The following is a 23,875-nucleotide window of genomic DNA, read 5'->3' as shown; positions in this document are numbered from 1 at the left end:
CGGAATCTTTGAAATCAGTGCTTCGGGTTGTGCACCGCTTCTCGCCACTCACGCGGATGTGCCCAAATGGGGTAGAGTCTAAATAGACGGCAGCCGCCGAGACGACTTGCGTCAAAATAGAATCCCCCACTGCGTTAATTGACAGTTGTCTACTGGGTTCATATAGTCCAAGTTGACAACTTGACTGCGGGAAGGGATTTCGGGATGCAGGTCGGCTATATCCGGGTGAGCACGCTCGACCAGAACACCGTCCGACAGCTCGACGGCATCGAGGTCGAGAAGACCTTCACCGACAAAGCCTCCGGAAAGGACACCAGCCGGCCCAAGCTCGACGAGCTGCTCGCGTTCGTCCGCGAAGGCGACGAAGTCATCGTGCACTCCATGGACCGCTTCGCCCGCAACCTCGACGACCTCCGCCAACTCGTCCGCACCCTCACCGGCAAGGGTGTGAAGGTGATATTCGTCAAGGAAGCGCTGACCTTCACCGACGAAGACTCCCCCATGGCCAACCTGCTCCTGTCGGTGATGGGCGCCTTCGCCGAATTCGAACGCGCCCTCATCTTGGAACGCCAACGCGAAGGCATCGCCGCCGCCAAAGCCCGCGGCGCCTACACCGGCCGCGCGCCGGCGCTCACTGCCGACCAGATCGGCCAGCTGCGTGCCCGGGTCGAGGCCGGTGAATCGAAGTCAGTGCTCGCAGCCGAGTTCGGCATCACCCGCCAGACGGTCTACAACTACCTGCGTATTCCCGCGCCTAAGTGATCGTGAACTGCGGTTATCGGCGCCCACTTCCCGAGGAGCACGCGGTCCAGGTTTCTGGCGGACGCTTTCCCGCTACGCTGCTGGATTACTTGAACAAGGTCCGGCAATGGGGAGGACACCGAAATGCCGAATCTCGACGGGCAGTTACTGATTCACACTGAGGGTGGCCCTGACGCTGCCGTGCAACTGCTGGACTGGCTCTACGACGATGATGGCCTGCGAGGCCGAGCCCGCTTGCAGGAAAACCCAGTCCGCGAGGGCGAGATGGGCGTGGTTACTGACGTTGTCACCATTGCTCTCGGCTCGGGTGCCACCGTCGGGATCGCCACGGCGTTGGCACGATCGCTGACCACTTGGCTGACCCACCGCCGCTCGGATGTGACTATCACTGTCACTCGAGCGGGCGGCAACTCGGTGAAATTCAACGGCAAATGGGTCAACGCCACCGATGTGCTCCGCCAAATCCAAGATCTGGCTGGCCCCACCGACACCCCACAGTGAACTCCCGACGTCCGGACCGGGAGAACTCCCGCGCCGTCCTGATCGGTGTCGGCTCCTACGACCACCACGAGCGACTGCACCATATCCCCGCCGCAGCCAACAATCTCGCGGACCTTCACCAACTACTCACCACCCCTGGCGGCACCCTGCGCTCGGAAAACTGCTGGATCGTCGCCGATCCGAGCAACAGCGCTCACATCGGCCACATCCTCGAAGACGCAGCCGAGCAGGCCAGCGACACCTTGCTGGTGTACTACACCGGCCACGGCGTACTCGACCGCCGCGGCCGCCTGCACCTGGCGCTGACCGGCACCCATCCCGACAGGACCCGCTGGACCGCACTGCCCTTCAGTACCTTGCGCGAAGCGGTACTCGACAGCCCCGCCACTACCCGCATCCTCATCCTGGACTGCTGCTTCTCCGGCCGAGCATTCGAAGCACTCACCGACGGTCCCGACGCCATCCTCGGCCAAGCCGACATCGCCGGCACCTACACCATCACCTCCTCCGCCAGAAACGAACCTTCCTTCGCTCCAATAGGAGATCGCCACACTGCCTTCACCGCCGCGCTCCTCGCCGCGGCAACCGGCACCCCCGGGCTCCCCCTCGACGACCTCTACACCCATACCCAACGCCACCTTCAACGCCACGGGCACCCCGAACCCCAACGCCGCACCACCAACGCCGCCGGCCAGATCATCCTGTTCCCCAATCCGAACCCTGCCCCGCAAACCATCGAAGAACTCGAGAACGCGCTCACCAACCAGCGAGAAACCCTCGGGGACGACCATCCTGACACCTTGCTCACTGGGCACAACCTCGCCCACGCCTACGAAAAGGCTGGTCGGGTCGAGGACGCGATCGGCTTGTATGAGGAGGTTATGGCTGCTCGTCGTCGCCTCGGTGAGGACGCTCCCGCCACCCTGACCACAGGGCACAACCTCGCCACTGCCTACCGCAAGGCTGGTCGGGACGAGGACGCGATCGGCCTGTATGAGCAGGTCCTTGTGGTCCGTCGCGGGGTCCTCGGCGAGGACGACCCCGCCACCCTGGCCACTGGGCACAACCTCGCCTTCTCCTACGAAAAGGCTGGTCGGGTCAAGGAGGCGATCGGCCTGTATGAGCAGGTCCTTGCTGCTCGGCGTCGGGTCCTGGGTGAGGACGACCCCGCCACCCTGGCCACAGGGCGCAACCTCGCCCACGCCTACCAGAAGACTGGTCGGGTCGAGGAGGCGATCGAGCTGTACGAGCCGATCACCGCTGGTGCACGTCGAGTCCTAGGTGAGGACGACCCTGACACCTGGGTTGCCGTACATAACCTTGCCCTCGCCTATGAACTCGTAGGTCGGGTCGAGGAGGCGATCGGCCTGTATGAGGAGGTCCTTGCTGCTCGGCGTCGGGTCCTGGGTGAGGACGCCCCCCCGACCTTGGCCACTGGGCACAACCTCGCCACTGCCTACCGCAAGGCTGGTCGGGTCGAGGACGCGATCGGCCAGTATGAGCAGGTCCTTGCGATTCGTCGCCGGGTCCTGGGTGAGGACGACCCCGCCACCCTGGATACAGAGCACAACCTCGCCTACACCTACCAGAATGCTGGTCGGGTCGAGGACTCGATCGGCCTGTATGAGCAGGTCCTTGCTGCTCGGCGTCGGGTCCTGGGTGAGGACGCCCCCCCGACCTTGGCCACTGGGCACAACCTCGCCTCTGTCTACCGGAAGGCTGGTCGGGTCGAGGAGGCAATCGGCCTGTATGAGCAGGTCCTTGCTGCTCGGCGTCGGGTCCTGGGTGAGGACGCCCCCCCCCGACCTTGGCCACTGGGCACAACCTCGCCCACTCCTATGAGCTAGTGGTTCGGGTCGAGGAGGCGATCGGCCTGTATGAGGAGGTTTTTGCGATTCGTCGCCTGGTCCTCGGTGAGGACGACCCGGCCACCGTGACCACCGAACGCGGCCTTGTTCGTGCTGAAGAAGCAGCGAGGAAACTTGACGAAGCATTTGCGCTGCTTAATGAGGTGCTGGCTCCCCTGGAAAAAGTTTTGGGACAGGATCACGTCAAGGTCAAGGACTTCCGCGGATTTCTCAGCAGCTTCCAGAAGCGTTCAAATTCCTGATCAGACGATCCGATCCCGAGGACGACTGGTGACGGCCAAGACACGTTTTTTGAACAGTGCCCATCTCAGCAGAGGCAACGGTTTGACGAACCCAGCCAAACTGTTCAAGAACCAATGGCGGTCTCAAAGGGTCAGTGCATCAACGCTGCTCAGGTGTTCAGCGTAGACCTCGGCGGGACTGCGGTATCCGTGGAACCGGCGGGGCCGGTGGTTGAGTTCGCAAGCGATGGCATCGAGATCGGTCTGGTCGGATCGGCGCAGGTCAGCGCTCTTGGGTAGGTATTGGCGCAGCAGTCGGTTGGTGTTCTCGTTGGTGCCGCGCTGCCAGGGGCCTGCGAGGTTTGCAGAGGTAGATCGGTATCTGCGTCGCGGCGGTGATCGCTCGGTGGTCGGCGATCTCGCGGCCGCGGTCCCAGGTCAGGGTCCTGGTTCTATCGGTGATCTGTGACGTCACCTGTCGGTGGATGTTGGCGTCGGTGCGGGGCGGGAGATGTTCGTATCGGCGAATTTTGACGTCGTGATCTTGGTTGCGGTGCGAGGATGCGTGTGCTTCATCCCGTTTCTCGCGTGGAAGAAGGTCACCGGTGCCCCGTCAGTCGAAGGTCGAGCTGTATGCCGCTATCCGGCGGGACGCGCGGGCGGGGTTGTCGGGGCGGGCGTTGCAGGCCAAGTACGGGGTGGGTTGGCGCACGGTGCAGGCGGCCACATCGTCGGTGTGGCCGACGGAACGCCGCCAGTATCCGAAGCGGGGTTCGAAGCTGGATCCGTACAAGGCGTTCATCGACGCGGCATTGCGGGAAGACCTGGTTGCGCCGAAGAAGCAGAAACACACGGTCAAGCGCTTGTATGCCCGGTTGATCGACGAGCACAACATGGACGGGATCTCGTATCAGACGGTCCGTGACTACGTCGCCGAACGCAAACCCCAGATCAGGGCCGAGGCCGGGCGCGGGCCGGCTGAGGTGTTCATCCGCCAAACCCATCGCCCCGGTGAGGAAGCGGAGGTGGACTTCGGGGATGTGACGATCCGGCTGCGAGGGGAGCTACTGGTGGTCTGTCTGTTCGCGCTGCGGCTGTCGTTCTCGGGCAAAGCGGTCCATCGCTGTTTCCTTTCGGCGGGACAGGAGGCATTCTTCGAGGGGCATGTGCATGCGTTCGAGGTCCTCGGTGGGGTGCCGTTCGGCAAGGTCCGCTACGACAATCTGCGTGCGGCGGTATCGAGGGTGCTCGGGTTCGCGCGATTGCGTGAGGAATCCGATCGTTGGACGGCGTTTCGCTCGCACTACGACCTCGAAGCGTTCTACTGCCAGCCCGGGATCGGCGGGGCCCATGAGAAAGGCGGCGTCGAGGGTCAGATCGGCTGGTTCCGCCGCAACCACTTCGTCCCGATCCCGGAGGTCGAGTCGATCGACGAACTCAACGAGATGATCGATGCCTGGGATATCGCCGATGAACAACGCCGCATCGGGACTCGGCCGCGCACGATCGGAGAAATGTTCGCCGCCGAGAAACCACTACTCGAGCCCCTTCCGGGTGAGCCGTTCGAGACCGGGCGCTGGTTCACCCCGCGGGTCGACAAGTTCTCCCAGGTCACCGTCCGCACCAACCGCTACTCGGTTCCGGTCCGGTTGATCGGGCGCCAAGTCAGGGTCTTGCTGCACGCCAACCATCTGATCGTGTTCGACGGCCGCACCGAAGTCGCTCGCCACGAACGACTACCTGCCAAGGCCGGGACCCGGTTGGATCTGGACCACTACCTCGAAGGGCTGCTACGCAAGCCAGGCGCGTTGCCTGGGGCGACCGCGCTCGAACAGGCCCGGCTGGCGGGGAAATTCACCCCGGTCCACGAGAGCTGGTGGGCTGCCGCGCGGCGCGCGCACGGCGAACGCGAGGGCACTCGCGCCCTGATCGAGGTCCTGCTGCTTCACCGGCATCTTCCTCACGAGCAAGTCGTCGCCGGTCTGGCTGCCGCCCTGCGAGCCGGGGCGTTGACCGCGGACGCGGTCGCGCTGGAGGCCCGCAAGACAGGCGAAACCCTCCCGGCCGACCACCAGATTGTCGAGCTCGACGAACCTGGACAGGTGTCATCGCTGACGCAACGACGGATCGCGTCGCTGCCGCCTGATCGTCGACCGATTCCGTCGGTTGCTGCCTATGACCAGTTGCTCCGCCGACCGCCCATAACGAAAGGCAGTTCTGCATGACAACCAACTCACCGCGACGGCATGGAATGACCGAACAGGCAGCTGACGCCGCGGTCGATCAGGCATGCCGGCTGCTGCGGCTGCCGACCGTGCGGGCTCAGTTCAACGAGATCGCCGACGGCGCGTCCCGTGATCAGATGACCTACCGGGCGTTTCTCGCTGAACTGCTACTTGCCGAATGCGACGACCGCGCCCGCCGCCGTTCCGAACGCCGCATCCGCGCCGCCGGCTTCCCTCGCGACAAGTCGTTGCGCGCATTCGACTTCGACGCCAACCCGAACATCGAGGAAGCCACCATCAACACCCTCGCCCGCGGCGACTGGATCAAGAAGGGGCTGCCGCTTTGTCTGATCGGTGATTCCGGCACCGGCAAATCGCACCTGCTCATCGCGTTGGGCACCGAGGCCGCGATGCAAGGCCATCGTGTGAAATACACCCTGGCCACCAAGCTGGTCAACGAGCTCGTCGAGGCCGCCGACGAGAAGCAGTTGACCAAGACCATCGCCCGCTACGGCCGGGTAGACCTTCTCTGCATCGACGAGCTGGGCTACATGGAACTCGACCGCCGCGGCGCGGAACTGCTGTTCCAGGTCCTCACCGAACGGGAGGAAAAGAACTCCGTCGCGATCGCTTCCAACGAGTCGTTCTCCGGCTGGACGAAAACATTCACCGACCCGAGGCTCTGCGCCGCGATCGTGGACCGCCTCACCTTCGGCGGCCACATCATCGAAACCGGCACCGACTCCTACCGCCTCGCGCGGACAGCGCGAGCAGCGGCCGCGGCGAGATGACGTCGAATTTCACCGATGGATAGCTGGTCAACCTCGCCAACGCCTGGGCGGAACCCCTGTTTATGCCGGTGAGTATCGGCCGTGATTCTCTTACGACTCAGAAGCGACCGCTTCGGCGGGTGCGGAGTCGAGATACTTGTGTGACCTCGCGCACCGCTGACGGGTGCGCGGGATCGCTGGCTTCGCTCAGTTCGACCGTCGCACGTAGTCGTCAATCCATACGCACAGCTCGTGAAGAGCGACCTCGACCCGTTGCTTGTCTCCGGTGATGAGGTAGTCGCTTTGGAGACTCGAGTAGGCACTGTTGAGCAGGGTCGCCAATGTGAGTGCGTTGCTCTCGGGCAGGCCACGGAGGGCCAGGCACGAGGCGACGAACTCGGCCCGCCCTCGGATGAACCCCGGGGCGGGCAACGGTAGGCGGCCAGCGGCGGCAAGTCCCTCGATCTCCCGGATGAGCCGGGTCATGGCCTGCTCTTCCGGGCTGAGGTTGCGCTCCCAGGCCGACCGGACGAGAGAACCGACATCGACGGCGGGGTCGTCCCAGCCGGGGGTCGACCGCAGCGCCTGGTGCTGCCGCTCGTCGAGTCGAACGAGTACGGCTGTGATGAGAGCGGTTTTGTCGGCGAAATGGTGGGTCAGTACGCGGGTGCTCTGGCCGATGCCCTCGGCCAGAGTCCGCAGCGAGAAGTTCCCGATACCGGTGGCGGCAAGCTGCTCGATGACCGCATCGGTCACCTCGCGTCGGCGTTGCGGACTGGCCGGTCTGGGCATGCCCCCACCTCCTCATCTCGTCAGGACAATACGCTTAGCATTATAAAGGAAACAAGCGTTACCCTTACGGCATGAGGTTCTCACCCACGTCCCAGCCTGCGTGGCTGCTCGCCTTGGCTCTTGCGGCGTTCGCAGTGCAGACAGACGACTACATCATCATCGGTGTCCTGCCGGCGATCTCGGAAACAGTTCAGCTGCCCGAGACCACCACCGGTCAACTGGTCACGGTGTATTCACTGACCTACGCGCTCGCCGCCCCGATGTGGGCGCTTCTGCCACTGCGCATTCCACGACGGCGCGCACTGTGCTGGGCGCTGATCGTCTTCGGTGCCGCGAACTTTGCAGTCCTGCTGGTCGACAGTTATGGCGCCCTTCTGGCACTGCGCGTCATCGCCGCGCTGGCAGCTGCCCTGGTTCTCCCCACCGCGCTGGCCGCAGCAAGCGCCGAGGCCCCGCCGCAGCACCAGGGGCGTTACCTGGCCACCGTGATGACCGGATTGACCGGGGCGGTACTGATCGGCATCCCGACCGGTACGTGGATCGGAGCGATCCTGGACTGGCGGGCCACATTCGTATTCGCCGGCCTCCTCGGCATCGCCGCACTCCTCGTGCTGGTGCGTACCCTTCCGCAGGCGGAAACCCACTCGATCGACGAGCGCAAAACGCTCGCCGACATGGTCCGACCGCTGCTCAACGGCACTGTCACGGCAATCCTGGTCGTCACGACACTGGCCGTCGCAGGCAACCTCACCTTCCAGACCTACATCGCCCCCTTCCTCTCCGGGCTCTCCAATGTGTCGCCCGTGGTGCTCGCCGCACTGCTGGTGTGTTGCGGAATCGGTGGCCTGTTCGGCACGCAGGCATCAGGTCGCCTGATCGACAAGTACACCCCCGGCGTGGTCTTTGCCCTGGTGAGCCTGGTGTTCTGTGCCGTAATGGTGGCCTTTGCGGTGCTCTGGACCGTCCGGCCGGTCCCCGTGGTGCTGACCACCGTGCTGCTCACCATCTGGTCGGCAGCCGCATGGGCAGTACCTCCGAGCATCCAATCGATGATGCTCGCCCGCGCAGGCACCGAGGCGGCGTCCCAAGCGATGGCCGTGCACAGCAGTTCCGTCTACATCGGCGCAGCACTCGGAGGTCTGGTCGGCGGCGGGGCCTTCTCGGCCGGTTTGGGGCTCGTCCCGGCCGCCGCCGCAGGTCTAGCGTTCCTCGCGCTGGCGATCATGCTGCCGGCCACGCGGATCCGTACTGCAGGACCAGCCAAGCAGTCAGAGGCGACGGAGACTGTCTGATTCTCCTTCATCGGACAGATAGGCACTTGGACTCGTCTCCGAAACCCGACCTCCGAATCCGCGAAATAGACCACCTTCTTCGGGTGGTAGGTTCGCGGGCCCTGAACCCATCCGAGCCGTCTCACACAGGTTCGGCGAAACGCCACGGTTCCGCCTGTCCGCTTCACGCGCGCAGTGACGTCACTATTCACCGTCACGGTCACGGATGAGTTGACGCACGCGACGTCCGTTTTCGCCGACAGATGACGTCGGAATTGGCTGGCATAACCAGGGTCCGGCGCATCGGTGCGGGCAACCCGAGTAGGACCCGGGTCAGGTGTGGTGTGACCTGCTCGGCTTTGATGCCGTCGGGCAGCGCCACCAGAACGGTGAAACGGCTGGTTCGCTCCACCAGGGTGGGGATCGCCGAGGGGCGCGAGCCCATCAGCAGGTCTCCCTCCCGGTGGCCGGCGATCTGTCGGGTTTCGACCTCGGCCGGCCGCTCGCTGATGGGCGCGAGTTCGCGGATCACGCCTCGTCCGTCGGGTTCGCGGGCCCGTTTCGGGTGTCGCATCGGACGCCCGGTGCGTAACCGTTGGGTCAGGGTGCGGTCGATCGCCTTGCGGCGCGGGGCGAACAGTGCCAGGTAGATCGCTTCGTGCGAGATCCGCATCACCGGATCGTCAGGGAAATGCCGGCGCAGCCACCCGGCGATCTGCTCGGGCGACCACAAAGATTCGAGCTTGTCCTCCACCAGCACCCGCAAGGGTGGGCTGCGAGCTTGGCCGGTTTCGGACGCCGCGCCCGCTGATAGGCCAGCTGGTCAGCGACCGCGGCCCGGTAAGTGTTCTGGCCGCCGTTGCGGGCGATCTCGCGTGAGATCGTCGACGGCGAGCGCCCAAGCGAGACCGCGATCATGCGCGCTGAGCATCCCATGGCCAGGCCCCGCGAGATCTCCTCACGCTCGGCCAGCCTCAGATGCCGGCTCTGCCGGATTCGGGGTCGCTTTCGGACTCCTCCGGTCTGGGCCAGGAACCGGCGCACATGCTGAAGCGGAAGCCCGAGTGACCGCGACATCGAACTGAGCGACTCACCTGCCCGCCACCGTCTCCACAACTCGTCCTGACCAGCAGGTGACAACCCGTAGTCCCGCCCCCAACCCTCCACGCCGACATGATCATCCACGCGGTGATGCAATGACCGATTGAGCCCAAGATCGGTTTATGAACAGCTGCTTTTTGTCGTGTTCGCTGACGCCGGGGTGCGCCTGTGACCCTCCGGGCAAAGAGGGTGGGATTCATCCGTCGCGCCGTTCGGGCGGGTCTGGCTGCTCCCCCGGAGGAGAATGCATTACGGGGTCACCACGTCACCCAGCGGAGTGCCCCGCCGCCTCTCGCGTGAGAGCACGTTCCAGCAGATCACCCGCCCCGCGGATCTCGGCATCCGTAGACCCGAGAAAGAAACTCGCTGCCACTGCCGCGAAGGTAGGCGCGAGCACCGGAGTGAGCCCGCGGCCGGATTCGGTGAGTTCGAGAACCACCGCCCGCCGATCCTCGACCCCGGGTCGCCGGCGCAGCAGGCCCTTGGCTTCGAGCCGGTCCACCAGCCGGGTCGCCCCGCCGGTATCGATACCCAGCACCGCGGCCAGACGTTTCGGACTGCTCTCGCCACCGGCCAGGTTGATCAGCAGCGCTGCCTGCTGAGCGGTCACCCCATGGGTAGCGAGCTCTCGATCCAGCAATCTTGACAATTCCCGCGCGGAATCATGCAATAGCGACGCGGTCCGCATAGCAGTGGCGTTCTCCATCGCACCAAGGTAGCTGCTTAGACAGTAACTGTCCAAGCACTCATATTGTGCCATGTCTCGAAACCTTTGGTATCGAGACGGGGATGCGTCGGGCAGCCGAGGGGGGAAGAATCGGAGAAGTGGCTGGCCGGTCCCGGCCGCGCCGCTGCGTGAGTTGCCGGAATCCTCTACCTCGCGACGCCGACCCACGACGCCGCTACTGCTCCCAGGCCTGCGTGGCCCGCGCCTATCGCCGCCGCGCCCGGACGATCAACCGCAATGATCGAGGCCGCCAGATCGTCCGTTCCTTCGCCGCACTCACCCATGACGAGAAAGCCGGAGTAGCCAGCGGCACCCTGATCATCCCCCGGGAGCCAATGCCCCGTCTGCCGCCGAGTCGTTTGCAGGGAGTCCGCCGCCGGGCCGATGCCGTCTACTGCTTGGTGGCATGCAAGAGCAAGGCAGCGCGGCGACGACGGCAACCATGACGGATAGCCGTGCCGAAACTGCCCCGTTCTGGAGCTGCGATGCCGTTATCTGTCATGGTCGCCCACGTCAGCGCATCCCCACCGCAACGTCAGGTAGGAAGACGATCCACGCAAGGCTCCTGCTCCCGGACCCAGAACCGGAGTATGCCCGGTGGGTAATGAGACGAGTTCGGAGCGTACTTCCCTTCTAGGGCATCATCTATCCGTGCTCACTTCCGACTGCCTGCGCGACCTCGCCGCCCACGCGAGCAGCGGGGTGACTGTGGTGTGCGGGTTCCCTGCTGCGGGTAAGACCACCGCCACCAGGATGCTCGTCGAACTCGTGGACCCGATCGTGTTTGACAAGGACACCTTCGTGCCACATCTGGAGGAAGCGGTCATGGCGGAGCTCACGGGCAATCCGCATGACCGCGACAGCGACCTCTACCGCCGTGTCGTCGCACCGCATGTCTATGCGGCCCTCGTCCAGCAGGCGGTTACGGTCGGCCGCCGCTGCCCTGTGATCGTCGATGCGCCGTTCCTCGGCTACATCGACAGCGCCGGCCAGTTGGGGCTGCGGCTGACCGACTACTTCCGCACGTTCGCCGACGTTGGTGATGTCGGGATCCGAACGGTGTGGGTAGGCACCGATACCGCCCAGATCCGGAAACGGATGATTCAACGCGGTGCGGCGCACGATCGGCCCAAACTCGCCGACTGGGATGCCTACCGTGTCAACGTGCTGGAATCAGGGCTGGCCCACACCGGGCCTCGCGTCACGGACCACCTCATCTCGAACTGAGTTCCGCCAGGCCTCGGCGCGTTGCATCAAATTCGCGCGTCGCTGCCATGTCCAGGCCGCGACGCTGGTGCCGAGGTCGAGGATCTCCTTCTCTGTCCGACCGTGGATTTCGTGGTCGTTGAGGTGCTGTGCATGGTCGGTGGTGGCTTCCATGAAGGTCAGTTCGTCGCCGTAATTCCCGACATGGTGGTAGGCCCACAGCCGCACTGGCTTCGGTCGTGAAAGGCGAGAGCCGAAAGAATCGACGGCCCCTGCCCGCTCCCGTGTCCACGGCCGGTGTGTATCGCCGGCACTGGATATATGGCCGACGATGTGCTGTGATTCGACGGCGAATCGACCGGTGGCGCGGAGTGGAACGAACTGGGAAGCGGGATGGTGGCGGCGAGTGGCGGCGAGGGCCGGTTACGCAGGCGTGTTGTCCTCGCCTCGGCTCTGACGGCGGCCTGGCTGGTCGCGGACGGCTCCGCGGACAGCGTCGGCCGGGACGGTAATCGGCGCGCGGCAGCGGTGGCCCGGCGGCGGGCGCACACCGATGTGCTGTTCATCGGGGCGCATCCGGACGACGAGTCGTTCAATCTGTCGACCTTCGGACAATGGCGGGAAAACCTCGGCTGGAGTACCAGCGTAGTCACCATTACCCGCGGCGAGGGCGGTGGCAATGCGGCCGGGCCCGAGGAGGGCCCGGAACTCGGGCTGATCCGGGAGGCCGAGGAGCGCCGGGCGACCGGCATGGTCGGTATCGAAAATGTCTACTACCTCGATAAACCGGACTTCTGGTACACGCTGTCCGCACCCTTGACCGCGCGTATCTGGGGTGAACAGGATACGTTGGCGCGCTTGGTGAGACTGGTCCGCCAGACCACGCCGCACGTGATCGTGATCATGGATCCCCGGCCGTTCGACCAGCACGGCGGCCATCAGCTTTCGGCCCGTCTCGGAATCGAGGCCTTCCGGTCGGCGGCCGATCCGCTGGCGTTTCCGGAGCAGATCACCGTCGAGGGACTGACGCCGTGGTCTCCCGACCGTCTGCTCGCTCAGAACTACGGTTTCCGGTCGTTGCTCGGCCGCGGCCCGTCCGAAGTGCGACGTACCGATCCGGCCACCGGGTTGCCGGTTATCGGAGTATGGTCCGGCACCCGCTCACGCGAACACGGCACGACCTGGGCGCAGGTAGAGCGCGATGCGGCCCGGTTGTATCGGACCCAGGGTTTCGCCGCGATGCCCGCGCAGGTGCTGCCGGACCCGCAACAGCTCGACTCGGATTGGTTCACCGTACTGGCCGAACAGGGTCGGTTCATCGAAGCAGCCGTGCACCGGCAGAGCGGATTGGCGCCGTTGTACGCCGAATTCGCCGCCTGGGCCGACCGAATCGGATTGCCCTGGCTGGCCAACCGAGTGCAGCCGGATTACCCGGCGAATCCGACGACCACGATCCCGGCTGTCGCCGTCGCGCCCACGCTCAACGGTGCCGAGGGGCCCGGCGAGTACCCGGGGCCGGAGCTGCCGCTCGCGCTCTGGCAGGGCGACAACCGGTGCACCGCGAAGGCGAAGGTGTCCAGGTACGGCGACGAACTGTATGTGCTGATCGAGGTCACCGACCACCGGACCGGTGCCGCATTGGCATGCGATGACGTCAAACGGCACTGGCGCACCGACTCGGTCGAGATCGCGATCGATCCGCGCGGCGATTCCGACGACACCTCGACCACTCTCAAGGTCGGCATCCTGCCGTATACGAGCGGCGGGTGCGGTCCGTCGGCCGGGCGCGACGCCGACAATCATCAGGGCCCGGTGCGCGAGACAGCACCGGGGGTCCAGGTCGCAGCGGTGGTCACCGAGCCGTACCGGGGTTACCGCGTCGAGGTACGGATCCCGTTCCGGGAGTTGCCGGCAGCCGTGGACCCGGCCCGATTCGCGATGAACATTCTGGTCTACAACTCCGATACCCACGACAAGACGGGCCAGACCCGGCTGGCCTGGTCGCCGTTCGGCAGTGCCCAGGCAGACCCCTACGTATGGGGGACCGCGACACTCGCCGGTTACCGTCCGCCGGCGGACCGGCCGACGCTCTCGACGGTGCCCGTCATACCCCGGATGGCTGCGCGCAGCGCCGACTCGACCGCCGCGCTGGCTCAGGCGCGGCGTACCGGTGTATCGATTGCGGATTAGCCGGGCGTGGCTGCCGCCGGACCGCGTCCTCGGCGACGGCGACGGCGAAGTTCCGTTCCAGGACGGCCCGGGCCGTCTCCTCCACACAGATGTTGGTCTGCAGTCCGCACCCGATCAGACGGTCGGTACCGAGATTGCGGAGGACGGGTTCGAGTTCGGTGCCACCGCTGCCGGGCAGGAATGTGACGAAACCCGCCCGGAGACCACCCGGGCAGTGCAGCCGGTGGACCCGGTCATCGGTAACGTCGGTGTGCGAGGAGGTGGTCGGTGCGGTGAACGCGGAAATAGTGCGGGCGAGGCAGGAGCGGCGGCGCGTGATCGTGGCCGCGGCGGCCGGGTTGTTCGCCGCCTGCGGTTATCGGGCGGCGAGTATGGACGAGATCGCCTGCCGGGCGGGGATCAGCAAACCGGTGCTGTACAAGTCGTTTTCGAGCAAGCTCGAACTCTATCTGGCGGTGCTGTACGAGGCGGTACAGGTATTGGGTGCCACGCTCACCGCGGCCTTGGCTCCCGCCCGGGATATGCGATCGATTGTGGTGGCGACGGTGACCGCGGTGTTCGACTTCGCCGACAACCATCCGCGCAGCGCCGCCCTCCTGGCCGGCGCCGCCGACGCCGAGGAGCCATCGGCGCAGCGTATGGCACGCCAGGCCACCATGATCTGCACCGAGGCCCTCCTGCAGGCGATGGCACCGTCGGCCTCGCTGCGGGCCGAGCGGGGATGGCTGATCGCGGCGGAGATAGTCGGGATCGCTCAGTCGTGCGCGCGCGACTGGGTGGTCACCGGTAAGCGATTGCCCGAAGACGAAGCCGTGGCCACGACCGCCGGTTTGTGCTGGTCCGGCCTGGCCGGTGTCCGCTTGGCCCCGAAGAGCCCGGTTCCGGCCGCGGACTGAGCCCGGCTCCGAGGTCGGACGGGTGCCGCAGCGATCAGCCCTGGTTGGACTCGTCCACTATCCACGCCGCGATCTGGGCACGGGAGGTGAACCCGAGCTTGGTGAGGATGTTCTCGACGTGTCCCTGGGCGGTGCGCGGTGATACGACGAGTTCGGTGGCGATCTGCCGGTTGCTGAGACCCCGGGCGACCAGGGCGGCGACCTGCCGCTCGCGTTTGGTCAACCGGGCCGTCCGGTCGGGGCCGGCGGTCGTGCCGGTGGCCTGTTCGCGCAGTGCGTACGCCCGCGCCGTGGCGGCGCTCATCCTGCGGCCTCGTTCGAATGCCGCATCGAACTTATTGTCGCCGAGAGTTTTCCGCGCCGACTGCGCACACTCCTCGTGGAAATGCGACAGTGTGTCGAAGACGCGACCACGGCTGCCGGCCGGCCAGAGGTGGCGGGCCGCTCCCATGAGCACCGCCGCCCGCTCGGCTTCATGGCGTTGGCAGGCGATCCAGGACAATGCCTCGAGGCAGAAGGTCAGCACCAAATGGCTGTTGAGGGGCCGGTCGACGCGCAGAGCTTCCTCCATCAACTCCTGCCCACGGTCGACATTGCCGCGGCACCATTCGGCGACGCCCAGGCTCCGCAGCGCCAGCGCGCGATACAGCATTTCGCCGCACCCCTCGGTGATATCGATCAGCCGCTGCTGGTGCTCGATCGCCTTCTCCGTCTCACCGCGCATTTCGTACGTCAGACCCAGCATGGTCAGGGCATGGATATGGAGATGGCCGGTGATGTTCGCACGGTAGACGTCGATGGCAGCGTCCAGGAGCGGCGCGGCACGCACGGGATCACCACTGAGCAGGGCCAGGCCCGCGGCCGCGTGGTTCATCTGTGCCTGCAGCATCGGGGTCGGTTCGCGTTCGGCCAGCACCCGCCCCTCTTGGAGCAGTGTCGCCGCGGACCGGAAATCGCCCTGCGCCGCTGCCAGGTCGATAGCGACACGCAGTGCCTTCACCCGATCGGGGATCGAGCGAGCGCCGGGATGGGCCAGCACCCGCTCGATCCAGGACCGTCCCTCGCCGTAGAAGCCGCGGAACACCCAGAACTCCCACAGTGCGGATGCCGTCTGCAGGCCTGCCGACGCCGCTTCCTCGGTGTCCTCGGACAGGGCGGATTCGAGGGCTTCGCGCAGATTGGGGTGTTCGCGGTCGAGCCGGGCGATCCAGCCGGGCTGCGCGAGGCCGATCCAACCGGCCTCCGCGTCCAGCGCCAGGCGCTCGTACCAGGCCCGGTGCCGCCGGCGCAGCTCCTCGTACTCGCCGGATTCCCGTAGCTTGGACCGGCCGTAGTCACGCAGGATCTCCAGCATCCGGAACCGCACGACGGAACCCGACTGTTCCCGGATCAGTATCGACTTGTCCACCAAACCGGCGAGCACATCGAGGATCTCGGCGGGCGCCGAGTCCACACTGCACACTTGCTCGACCGCGTCCAGTCCGCAGCTGCCCGCGAATACCGAGAGGTGGGCCCACGCTCGTTGCTCGGCCGGCGAGCACAGATCGTAGCTCCAGTCGAGGCACAGTTCGAGGGATCGTTGCCGGGCCGGCGCGGTGCGGAAGGCGCCGCCGGTGAGCAGCTCGTATCGGTCGGTCAGGCGATCCAGGATCTGCTCCGGCGACAGCGTGCGCATACGGGCGGCGGCGAGCTCGATCGCCAGCGGTACGCCGTCCAGTCTGACGCAGATGCTGGTCACCGCGGCCATGTTGTCCTGGTTGATCTCGAACCCCGGGACGACCGCCGCGGCGCGCTCGGCGAACAGCGTCAACGCGTCGTAGCGGGGCAGCCCCTTCAGTGACGGTTGATGATCCGGCTCGGGGATCTGCAGGGGCATTACCGCCTGGGTCACTTCGCCGGCGATTTTCAGCGGCTCGCGGCTGGTGACGATGGTCCGCACACCCGGGCACGAGACCAGTAGCGTCTCGGTCAGTTCGGCGACCGCCTCGACAAGGTGCTCACAGTTGTCCAGGACGAGCAGCGTTTCGCGCGAGTACAGGTAGTTCAGCAAAGTTTCCAGTAACGGCCGCGTCGAATCGTCGCGGACACCGATCGTTGCCGCCACGGTGTCGACCAACAGCCCGGCCTCGGTCACGGCAGCGAGATCGACCAGCCACACACCGTCGGCGAAATCCCGCTGGACCTGAGACGCGGCCTTCAGCGCCACCCGCGTCTTGCCCACGCCGCCGGTACCGACGAGTGTGACCGATCGAGACCTCGCCAGATGACTCTTGAGCTCGGCCAACTCGGCGCGCCGATCGACGAGACCGGTCAGCTCCAGTGGCAGATTGCCGCCGGTCTTCTCACCGACCGTCTCCCCCTGCCGTCCATTTGGTGCCGCACTCCCGGGCAGCGGAAGTTCGGGGCCGGATCGGGTCGGCAGGGCCGACTCACCCGTCGGGCTCCCGTAGCGCCGTTGCACCCGGCGAATGTCCTCGCCCAGCGCTGCGGCGGAGGGCCGTTCGCGGGGGTCCCGGTTCATCGCGGCCTCCACCAGAGCCGACACCTCGTCGTCGACACCGGTGCGCCGCAGGTCCGGGAGGGAATGGGTGGTGATCCGCAGGAACTGGGCCACCAGGTTCTCGTCCCTACGCCGTTCGAAGGCCGCATGCCCGGTCAGCGCGCAGAACAGGGTCGCACCGAGCCCGTAGACATCTGCCGCCGGCGTAGACGGCTCCCCTTCGAGTACTTCGGGTGCGGTGAACGCGGGAGAGCCTGTCACTGTTCCGGCGGCCGTCTCGAACCCACCACCGATATGCGCGATACCGAAATCGGTCAGGGCCGGCTCGCCGAAATCGGTGAGCAGAATATTTCCCGGTTTCACATCCCGATGCACGATCCCGAGCTGGTGAGCTGTTTCGAGTGCGCCGGCGATCTTCGACCCGATCCGCAGCACATTCTCCGGTGAAAGCGGGTCGTGGCGGTGGATCCACATATCGAGAGACCCGGAGGAATGGTAGGGCATCACCAGATAGGGGCAGCCATCGGCGAGTGTGCCCGCCTCCAGCACGGTGACGATATTCGGGTGCCCGGTCGAGCGGCCCATCGCCCGCTGCTCCCGCAGAAACCGGGCTCGATTGTCCTCGTCCAGCCCCGCGGTGAGAACCTTCACCGCCACGGTCCGGTCCAGCCCCGGCTGCCGGCAGCGATACACCACCCCGAATCCACCCCGCCCGATTTCCACCGCATCGAGGTAACCGGCCGCGGCAAGCTCGGCGCGAAACGATATCGTCTCGCGCTGCGTACGGAGCAGGTCTTCACCGCTCATCGGTGAATTCGCCCCCGGGCAGCATTGTGGGTTGCGAAAAAAACCATAGGCTCACCTCTTGCCCGATCCACTATATCCCCGGCCGGAGAAAGCCCCCGCTGCCCGGTTCGATATGCGGAAAAAAGCGCTCAGCGCCTACACGCGCATACCCGGACCACACCGCTTTCCCGGGTGTCGCTGCCCCACTTTCCCAGGCCGTTCGGGCATGGTTTAGCCGGACGCGGCGTGGGTAACGGCGCGGGCACCAGTGGTTCGGACGCAAACGGTGGCTCGGACGAAGGAGAGCATATGGCAGTGACACCGTCTCGGCCCGCAGCGCTCACCCCTACCCGCCCGTTCCCGGCACGGGTGGGCCCGAAGGGTTCGGCCATCCGGAAGCTGGTGACCACGACCGACCCGAAACTGCTGGGCATCATGTACCTGACCACGGCGACGGCGTTCTTCCTGATCGGCGGGTTGATGGCGCTGCTGCTGCGCGGGGAACTGGCCCGTCCGGGTCTGCAGTTCCTGTCACCGGAGCAGTACAACCAGTTGTTCACCATGCACGGCACGATCATGCTGCTGTTCTATGCCACGCCGGTGGTGTTCGGTTTCGCCAACGCGGTCCTGCCGCTGCAGATCGGGGCACCTGATGTGGCGTTTCCCCGGCTCAACGCCTTGAGCTACTGGCTGTATCTGTTCGGCGCCACCATGGCGACCGCCGGATTCGTCACTCCGGGTGGTGCCGCGGACTTCGGCTGGACGGGCTACGTGCCGCTCTCCGATATCGTGCACGCGCCGGGTGTCGGCAGCGATCTGTGGATCATGGGCCTGGCGGTTTCCGGGCTGGGCACGATTCTCGGAGCGGTGAACATGCTGACCACCGTGGTGTGCCTCCGGGCCCCGGGGATGACGATGTTCCGGATGCCGATATTCACCTGGAATATCGTGGTGACCAGCATTCTGGTGCTGCTGGCATTCCCGATCCTCACCGCGGCGCTCATGGGGCTGGCCTACGACCGGCACCTCGGCGGTCATATCTACGAGCCCGGTGTCGGGGGTGTCCTGCTGTGGCAGCATCTGTTCTGGTTCTTCGGTCATCCGGAGGTCTATATCGTCGCGTTGCCGTTCTTCGGCATCGTCTCCGAGATATTCCCGGTGTTCAGCCGCAAGCCCATTTTCGGCTACACCGCGCTGGTCTTCGCGACAATCGGCATCGGTGCCCTGTCGATGGCGGTGTGGGCGCACCACATGTATGCCACCGGCGCGGTGCTGCTCCCCTTCTTCTCGTTCATGACCTTCCTCATCGCCGTGCCGACCGGCGTGAAATTCTTCAACTGGATCGGCACCATGTGGAAGGGACAACTCACGTTCGAAACACCGATGCTGTTCTCGGTCGGATTTCTCGTCACCTTCCTCTTCGGTGGTCTGTCCGGTGTCATCCTGGCCAGCCCGCCCCTGGACTGGCACGTACACGACAGCTATTTCGTGGTGGCACACTTCCACTACGTTCTCTTCGGCACGATCGTGTTCGCCACATTCGCCGGAATCTATTTCTGGTTCCCGAAGATGACCGGCCGGCTCATGGACGAACGCCTCGGCCGCCTCCACTTCTGGACCACCTTCCTCGGCTTCCACACCACCTTCCTGGTGCAGCACTGGCTCGGTGCCGAAGGCATGCCCCGCCGCTACGCCGACTACCAGGCCGATGACGGGTTCACCGCCCTGCACACCGTGTCCACCGTCGGCTCGTTCGTACTCGGCGTCTCGATGATCACTTTCGTGTGGAACGTCTTCAAGAGCTACCGCTACGGCGAAGTGGTCACCGTGGACGACCCGTGGGGTTACGGCAACTCTCTGGAATGGGCCACCACCTGCCCACCGCCGCGGCACAACTTCTACGAACTGCCCCCGATCCGCAGCGAGCGCCCCGCCTTCGAACTGCACTACCCGCATATGTCCGAACGCATCCGCACCGAGTCCCATATCGGCCGCCACAGCCGCGGCGCCGGCGCGGAACTGTCCCAACCCCCCGGCCCCACCACCGGCTAGGTGTACTGACCATGGACGTTGGTGACGGCGTGTCGAGCTGACAAAGACGAAGACCTCCGAGTGAAGTGCGAGCTGTTTCGGCGCCGAGGATCCGGTGGCCGCGGTCCGGGAACTCACCGGCGGTGTCGGGGTGGACCGGGTGATCGAGGCGGTCGGTGTGGACCCACAGCGCCCACACTCCGGCCCGGCCGCCGGGGACCTGCCGGTGGACGCCGAAACGTTCGAATCCGAGCGCACCCGGGCCGCCCCGAGGGCAATACCGGTGACGGTCAATGGCTGGTCGGCGACGCGCCGAGCCTGGGATTGCGCTGGGCGGTGAACGCGGTGGCGAAGGCGGGCGCCGTCGGCATCATCGGGGTGTATCCACCGGGCTTCGACGCTTTTCCGATCGGTGCGGTCACCAACCGCAATCTCACTGTGCAGGGCGGTAATTGCAACCATCGCCGCTATATCCCGGGTCCGCTGGGCCGGGTGGCCCGCGGCGACCTGGACCCCACCCGTTCATCACCCGTCACCCAGCACGCCGAGCCGGTGGCGGCGGGCGACGCCTACGAGCAGTTCGACCTGCGCCGCGAGGGCTGGCTCGAGACCGTGGTGACCATGACGGGAAGCACGCCGTGATCACGCGCCCGTCCCCGGCGCTGTCGTCTGCACCGGCGTAGCGCGCACCCGTCCGACCCGCACGGTCCCGGGGGATCGACGGGTCGCAAAGTACACCTCGTCACCGCATGGCGGATATTCCGGCCATCCGCCACAGCCAACGCTCCCGCCGCCCGCGACGCGGGCGGGGGGGAACGTCGCCGGGCCGGCGGCCCCCGGCGATGTTCCCGTCGGAAGACCGCTTCCGGCGAACGCCGTACCCGAGCGGCTGCCCACAGCGACGAATGGGTGGGCCCGCTTCGGGTCAGCTCTCCCCTCGACCGCCCCGCCCGCTCGCGGCCGACTGTCCGAAGAAGAAGCCGAGGATCAGCAGGATCATATTCATCACGATCTCCGGGACCTGCGTATCGGTGAACATCGCGACCACCATCACGAGACTGAACCCGACCAGCAGGACCGCGCCGATGAGTACGGCGATGGGCTCACGCTGGAACAGCGACCACCGCATCCGCGCACGGCGCTCGTTCAGATCCCGGACCACATTCTGCAACTCGGTCTCCAATGCAGCGTCCCGGGCGTCCTCGGTCACCGAGGATTTCGCCACCACGTCCTGTGCCCGCTGGATCTGCGCCGCGACCATCTGCCGCGCCACCGGATCGTGGATCGCGGATTCGGCCACCTGCTGGATCTGGTCGAGTTCGCGTCGCGCCGTGCTGTTCCGCAGCCCGGCCTGGAGTTCTTTGCGGATATCGGCGAGCCGGCGCAGCATGTACCCCTCGCCGACCACATCGGTCACACCGTTGCTGTCGGTGATGTCGAACGGTTGCCGGTTCTGCCGGGGGACGGTCTCCATCATGTTCTCGACCCGGGACAACCACGCTGCGACCTCATCGGGTGTGGCGCCCTCGAGAGTGCGCGGGACGCCGAGTTCCTCCCTGATGTTGTTGCGGACGGCTTCGCGGTTCTCCGGCGACACATCTCGTTCTTCCCGCGACTCTCTGCGACCCAACGCATTCCTCCCACACTGACCCATGCTTGCCGGACCAGCGTACGGGCTCCCTACCGGCACAGGTACGGGATCCTCCCTCGCGCAACAAATCCCGGGGGCAGCCCGGGGCCACACCGCGCACCGCTGGTGCCGGCACGGTGGAAGTCCGCGGTCACCCGCAGGCCGGATGCAGCCGCCGTTTCCGCAGCGAGAGGCCCCTGCGGGTGCGCACCCGGTGGGTGCTACGCGCGCGAACGGGACGTAGCGTTTTCCGCGGGTCGGTGCGCAGCACCACGGCCGAGACGAAATTATGAATTTCTGCACCTTTCACGGGTGGCGGACGCTCTGGCGCGGGAAACCATCGATCGAACGCCGGATATCCCCGGACGCCAGGTCGAGCAGCGGTTTCTCCCCCAATTCACCGCAGATTTCCGGGACCACCGCGGCGCACGCTGCTGCCGGCACCGGTGGGGCAGCAGCCCGACGGCGATATGCCGGGCGGGCACCGCGGCACCGGTTCGCCGGAATCACCCGCGGCCCGATCCGCCCAGGATTGACTCGGCCCACAGCGGGTAGCACGACCGCCGACATCCGATATCCGCTCCGCCAGTCAGCGAGGAGAAGCTATGGCCCAGCAAGTCTCCGACTATGTCCTGCGGCGCCTCCGCGAATGGGGAGTCGAGCAGGTATTCGGTTACCCCGGCGATGGTATCAACGGGCTGGTGGCCGCATTCGGCCGCGCGGATAATACACCGCGTTTCGTCCAGGCCCGGCACGAGGAGATGGCGGCATTCCAGGCGACCGGTTACGCCAAATTCAGCGGCAAGGTGGGCGTCTGTACCGCGACCTCCGGCCCCGGTGCGATCCACCTGCTCAACGGGCTCTACGACGCCAAACTCGACCATGTGCCGGTGGTGGCCGTCGTGGGCCAGACCGCGCGTAGCGCAATGGGCGGCAGCTACCAGCAGGAGGTCGACCTGCAGTCGCTGTACAAGGACGTCGCCGCGGACTATCTGGTCGAGGTGAACGTCTCCAGCCAGCTGCCGAATGCGCTCGACCGGGCCTTCCGCACCGCGATCGCGCGCCGCTCCCCCACCGCGGTCATCATCCCGGCGGATCTCCAGGAGGAGCCCTACGAGCCACCGCAACACGAGTTCAAACAGGTACCGTCCAGCCCGCCCGCGGCACCGACGACCACCTCCGATCCGGCCGACGACGAGATCCGGCATGCCGCCGATGTGCTCAACGCCGGGTCGAAGGTCGCTATCCTGGTCGGCCAAGGCGCCCGCGCCGCCGCGCCGGAGGTGCTGGAGGTCGCCGATCTGACCGGCGCGGGTATCGCCAAGGCCCTCCTGGGCAAGGACGTCCTACCCGATGACCTGCCGTTCGTCACCGGATCGATCGGATTGCTGGGCACCCGGCCCAGCTACGAACTGATGCGGGACTGCGACACCCTGCTGATCGTCGGTTCGAATTTCCCCTACACCCAGTTCCTGCCCGATCTCGATCAGGCGCGGGCGGTACAGATCGACCTCGACGGCGCGATGATCGGCATGCGCTACCCCACCGAGGCCAATCTGGTCGGCGACGCGCGGACCACCCTGCGCCACCTGATCCCCCTGCTGCACCGCAAAGACGACCGCTCCTGGCGCGAGGGAATCGAGCGGAACGTGGATCGCTGGTGGACCACCGTGGAGCGGCAGAGCATGCTCGACGCGCACCCGATCAACCCGATGCGGGTGGTGTGGGAGCTGTCCGAGCGGATTCCCGGCAACGCCATCGTGACCGCGGACTCCGGATCCTCCACCAACTGGTACGCCCGCTGTCTGCGCTTCCGCGATCAGATGCGCGGATCGCTGTCGGGCACCCTCGCCACGATGGGCCCCGGGGTGCCCTACGCCATCGGCGCGAAGTTCGCCCATTCCGACCGCCCGGCGATCGCTCTGGTCGGTGACGGCGCCATGCAGATGAACGGGCTGGCCGAGCTCATGACCGTCGCGCGCTATCAGCATCTGTGGACCGATCGCCGACTCATTGTCTGCGTTTTCCACAACAACGATCTCAACCAGGTCACCTGGGAGTTGCGCGCCATGGGCGGCGCACCGAAGTTCGAGGAATCGCAGAGCCTGCCCGATGTCTCCTATGCCGAGATCGCCCGGGCGATGGGAATCGAGGCGGTCGCGGTCGAGAAGCCGGATGCGATCGGCGGTGCCTGGGATTACGCACTCGCCGCGGACGGCCCGGTCCTACTCGACGTCCGATGCGACCCCGAGGTACCGCCGATTCCCCCGCATGCCAGCTACGAGCAGATGAAGGAGATGGCCGCCTCGGTACTGCGCGGCGACCCCGACGCCTGGCATCTGATGGTGCAGGGCGCCAAGACCAAGGCGCAGGAGTTCCGGCCCTGACCGGTAGGAGG

At 66.0% G+C, this 23,875-nt stretch carries 21 protein-coding genes and 1 pseudogene; 14 read left to right on the top strand and 8 right to left on the bottom strand.

The genetic code is table 11. The features are described from left to right. Positions 1 to 204 precede the first annotated feature (204 nt). From NGR01S_RS12320 to NGR01S_RS30210, 4 genes are all read left to right on the top strand, one after another. Positions 205 to 762 (top strand): recombinase family protein, encoded by a 558-nt coding sequence (locus NGR01S_RS12320; RefSeq protein ID WP_063036296.1) that lies wholly within the window; start codon positions 205 to 207, stop codon positions 760 to 762. Between the two features lie 123 nt (positions 763 to 885). Then, positions 886 to 1,263: an effector-associated constant component EACC1 gene (locus NGR01S_RS30925; RefSeq protein ID WP_063036295.1), complete on the top strand. Its 378-nt coding sequence runs from the start codon at positions 886 to 888 to the stop codon at positions 1,261 to 1,263. Beyond that, entirely contained in the window at positions 1,260 to 3,110 is a 1,851-nt protein-coding gene (locus tag NGR01S_RS12310) for a caspase, EACC1-associated type (RefSeq protein WP_063036294.1), read from the top strand. The genes NGR01S_RS30925 and NGR01S_RS12310 overlap by 4 nt, the downstream gene beginning before the upstream one ends. Beyond that, the gene (locus NGR01S_RS30210) at positions 3,110 to 3,373 is read left to right on the top strand and encodes a tetratricopeptide repeat protein (RefSeq protein WP_169811903.1); all 264 of its coding nucleotides are present in this window, start codon (positions 3,110 to 3,112) and stop codon (positions 3,371 to 3,373) included. Before NGR01S_RS12310 ends, NGR01S_RS30210 begins: the two co-directional genes overlap by 1 nt. A 123-nt stretch (positions 3,374 to 3,496) precedes the next feature. Here the strand turns inward: NGR01S_RS30210 and NGR01S_RS33310 are convergent. After that, positions 3,497 to 3,800, bottom strand: a pseudogene (locus NGR01S_RS33310) (IS30 family transposase); the annotation flags it as partial. Between the two features lie 157 nt (positions 3,801 to 3,957). Between NGR01S_RS33310 and istA the strand changes: the two are divergent. After that, complete coding sequence (gene istA / locus NGR01S_RS12300; RefSeq protein WP_063036292.1) at positions 3,958 to 5,577, top strand: IS21 family transposase; 1,620 nt, start codon at positions 3,958 to 3,960, stop codon at positions 5,575 to 5,577. Then, positions 5,574 to 6,368, top strand: coding sequence for an IS21-like element helper ATPase IstB (gene istB / locus NGR01S_RS12295; RefSeq protein WP_063036291.1), 795 nt, complete (start codon positions 5,574 to 5,576; stop codon positions 6,366 to 6,368). The genes istA and istB overlap by 4 nt, the downstream gene beginning before the upstream one ends. A 186-nt stretch (positions 6,369 to 6,554) precedes the next feature. Here the strand turns inward: istB and NGR01S_RS12290 are convergent, their stop codons facing one another. After that, positions 6,555 to 7,139 carry a TetR/AcrR family transcriptional regulator gene (locus tag NGR01S_RS12290; protein ID WP_063036290.1) on the bottom strand — a complete coding sequence of 195 codons (585 nt, stop codon included), beginning with the start codon at positions 7,137 to 7,139 and terminating at the stop codon, positions 6,555 to 6,557. Positions 7,140 to 7,210: 71 nt separating this feature from the next. On the opposite strand from NGR01S_RS12290, the gene NGR01S_RS12285 reads away from it, so the two are divergent. Continuing rightward, positions 7,211 to 8,431, top strand: coding sequence for an MFS transporter (locus NGR01S_RS12285; protein ID WP_063036289.1), 1,221 nt, complete (start codon positions 7,211 to 7,213; stop codon positions 8,429 to 8,431). Between the two features lie 199 nt (positions 8,432 to 8,630). On the opposite strand, the gene NGR01S_RS12280 is transcribed toward NGR01S_RS12285, so the two are convergent. From NGR01S_RS12280 to NGR01S_RS12275, 3 genes are all read right to left on the bottom strand, one after another. Then, on the bottom strand, positions 8,631 to 9,164 hold the full coding sequence (locus NGR01S_RS12280) for an IS30 family transposase (protein ID WP_169811902.1): 534 nt from the start codon (positions 9,162 to 9,164) through the stop codon (positions 8,631 to 8,633). Next, the gene (locus tag NGR01S_RS33190; RefSeq protein ID WP_444979985.1) at positions 9,083 to 9,346 is read right to left on the bottom strand and encodes a helix-turn-helix domain-containing protein; all 264 of its coding nucleotides are present in this window, start codon (positions 9,344 to 9,346) and stop codon (positions 9,083 to 9,085) included. Before NGR01S_RS33190 ends, NGR01S_RS12280 begins: the two co-directional genes overlap by 82 nt. A 430-nt stretch (positions 9,347 to 9,776) precedes the next feature. Next, the gene (locus NGR01S_RS12275) at positions 9,777 to 10,217 is read right to left on the bottom strand and encodes a MarR family winged helix-turn-helix transcriptional regulator (protein ID WP_169811900.1); all 441 of its coding nucleotides are present in this window, start codon (positions 10,215 to 10,217) and stop codon (positions 9,777 to 9,779) included. A 672-nt stretch (positions 10,218 to 10,889) separates the two neighbouring features. On the opposite strand from NGR01S_RS12275, the gene NGR01S_RS12270 reads away from it, so the two are divergent. Together NGR01S_RS12270 and NGR01S_RS12265 are read left to right on the top strand one after the other, a co-directional pair. Further along, the gene (locus tag NGR01S_RS12270) at positions 10,890 to 11,465 is read left to right on the top strand and encodes a P-loop nucleotide/nucleoside kinase family protein (protein WP_063036286.1); all 576 of its coding nucleotides are present in this window, start codon (positions 10,890 to 10,892) and stop codon (positions 11,463 to 11,465) included. Between the two features lie 372 nt (positions 11,466 to 11,837). Continuing rightward, on the top strand, positions 11,838 to 13,634 hold the full coding sequence (locus NGR01S_RS12265; protein WP_063036285.1) for a PIG-L family deacetylase: 1,797 nt from the start codon (positions 11,838 to 11,840) through the stop codon (positions 13,632 to 13,634). Here the strand turns inward: NGR01S_RS12265 and NGR01S_RS32480 are convergent. After that, complete coding sequence (locus NGR01S_RS32480; protein ID WP_245664557.1) at positions 13,549 to 13,749, bottom strand: isochorismatase family protein; 201 nt, start codon at positions 13,747 to 13,749, stop codon at positions 13,549 to 13,551. The two genes, NGR01S_RS12265 and NGR01S_RS32480, sit on opposite strands and share 86 nt — an antisense overlap. 157 nt (positions 13,750 to 13,906) lie before the next feature. Between NGR01S_RS32480 and NGR01S_RS12260 the strand changes: the two genes are divergently transcribed. Continuing rightward, entirely contained in the window at positions 13,907 to 14,530 is a 624-nt protein-coding gene (locus NGR01S_RS12260; protein ID WP_169811899.1) for a TetR/AcrR family transcriptional regulator, read from the top strand. Positions 14,531 to 14,564: 34 nt separating this feature from the next. Here NGR01S_RS12260 and NGR01S_RS12255 read toward each other — a convergent pair whose 3' ends face one another. Continuing rightward, complete coding sequence (locus tag NGR01S_RS12255; protein ID WP_063036283.1) at positions 14,565 to 17,837, bottom strand: protein kinase domain-containing protein; 3,273 nt, start codon at positions 17,835 to 17,837, stop codon at positions 14,565 to 14,567. Positions 17,838 to 18,125: 288 nt separating this feature from the next. On the opposite strand from NGR01S_RS12255, the gene ctaD reads away from it, so the two are divergent. From ctaD to NGR01S_RS12240, 3 genes are all read left to right on the top strand, one after another. After that, complete coding sequence (gene ctaD, locus NGR01S_RS12250; RefSeq protein WP_063036282.1) at positions 18,126 to 19,868, top strand: aa3-type cytochrome oxidase subunit I; 1,743 nt, start codon at positions 18,126 to 18,128, stop codon at positions 19,866 to 19,868. A gap of 94 nt (positions 19,869 to 19,962) precedes the next feature. After that, complete coding sequence (locus NGR01S_RS12245; RefSeq protein ID WP_063036281.1) at positions 19,963 to 20,187, top strand: hypothetical protein; 225 nt, start codon at positions 19,963 to 19,965, stop codon at positions 20,185 to 20,187. Beyond that, a complete protein-coding gene (locus tag NGR01S_RS12240) occupies positions 20,184 to 20,489 on the top strand; it encodes an MDR/zinc-dependent alcohol dehydrogenase-like family protein (RefSeq protein ID WP_063036280.1) in 306 nt (101 codons plus the stop codon). The genes NGR01S_RS12245 and NGR01S_RS12240 overlap by 4 nt, the downstream gene beginning before the upstream one ends. Before the next feature lie 283 nt (positions 20,490 to 20,772). On the opposite strand, the gene NGR01S_RS12235 is transcribed toward NGR01S_RS12240, so the two are convergent. After that, the gene (locus NGR01S_RS12235; RefSeq protein ID WP_063036279.1) at positions 20,773 to 21,444 is read right to left on the bottom strand and encodes a YrzE family protein; all 672 of its coding nucleotides are present in this window, start codon (positions 21,442 to 21,444) and stop codon (positions 20,773 to 20,775) included. A 638-nt stretch (positions 21,445 to 22,082) separates the two neighbouring features. On the opposite strand from NGR01S_RS12235, the gene NGR01S_RS12230 reads away from it, so the two are divergent. Further along, on the top strand, positions 22,083 to 23,864 hold the full coding sequence (locus tag NGR01S_RS12230; RefSeq protein WP_063036278.1) for a thiamine pyrophosphate-requiring protein: 1,782 nt from the start codon (positions 22,083 to 22,085) through the stop codon (positions 23,862 to 23,864). Positions 23,865 to 23,875 lie beyond the last annotated feature (11 nt).

Origin of the sequence: Nocardia grenadensis NBRC 108939 (genome assembly GCF_001613445.1) — a bacterium.
Lineage (GTDB): Bacteria > Actinomycetota > Actinomycetes > Mycobacteriales > Mycobacteriaceae > Nocardia > Nocardia grenadensis.
The sequence above is the reverse complement of the archived record's forward strand: the minus strand, read 5'-3'. Positions and strand labels throughout refer to the sequence as shown.

What these genes read in the sequence shown, in the direction of transcription:
- NGR01S_RS12320 (WP_063036296.1), top strand. Translation starts at nt 205, where the DNA reads ATGCAGGTCGGCTATATCCGGGTGAGCACGCTCGACCAGAACACCGTC.
- NGR01S_RS30925 (WP_063036295.1), top strand. Translation starts at nt 886, where the DNA reads ATGCCGAATCTCGACGGGCAGTTACTGATTCACACTGAGGGTGGCCCT.
- istB (WP_063036291.1), top strand. Translation starts at nt 5,574, where the DNA reads ATGACAACCAACTCACCGCGACGGCATGGAATGACCGAACAGGCAGCT.
- NGR01S_RS12290 (WP_063036290.1), bottom strand. Translation starts at nt 7,139, where the DNA reads ATGCCCAGACCGGCCAGTCCGCAACGCCGACGCGAGGTGACCGATGCG.
- NGR01S_RS12285 (WP_063036289.1), top strand. Translation starts at nt 7,211, where the DNA reads ATGAGGTTCTCACCCACGTCCCAGCCTGCGTGGCTGCTCGCCTTGGCT.
- NGR01S_RS33190 (WP_444979985.1), bottom strand. Translation starts at nt 9,346, where the DNA reads ATGGGATGCTCAGCGCGCATGATCGCGGTCTCGCTTGGGCGCTCGCCG.
- NGR01S_RS12275 (WP_169811900.1), bottom strand. Translation starts at nt 10,217, where the DNA reads ATGGAGAACGCCACTGCTATGCGGACCGCGTCGCTATTGCATGATTCC.
- NGR01S_RS12265 (WP_063036285.1), top strand. Translation starts at nt 11,838, where the DNA reads ATGGTGGCGGCGAGTGGCGGCGAGGGCCGGTTACGCAGGCGTGTTGTC.
- NGR01S_RS12255 (WP_063036283.1), bottom strand. Translation starts at nt 17,837, where the DNA reads ATGAGCGGTGAAGACCTGCTCCGTACGCAGCGCGAGACGATATCGTTT.
- ctaD (WP_063036282.1), top strand. Translation starts at nt 18,126, where the DNA reads ATGGCAGTGACACCGTCTCGGCCCGCAGCGCTCACCCCTACCCGCCCG.
- NGR01S_RS12230 (WP_063036278.1), top strand. Translation starts at nt 22,083, where the DNA reads ATGGCCCAGCAAGTCTCCGACTATGTCCTGCGGCGCCTCCGCGAATGG.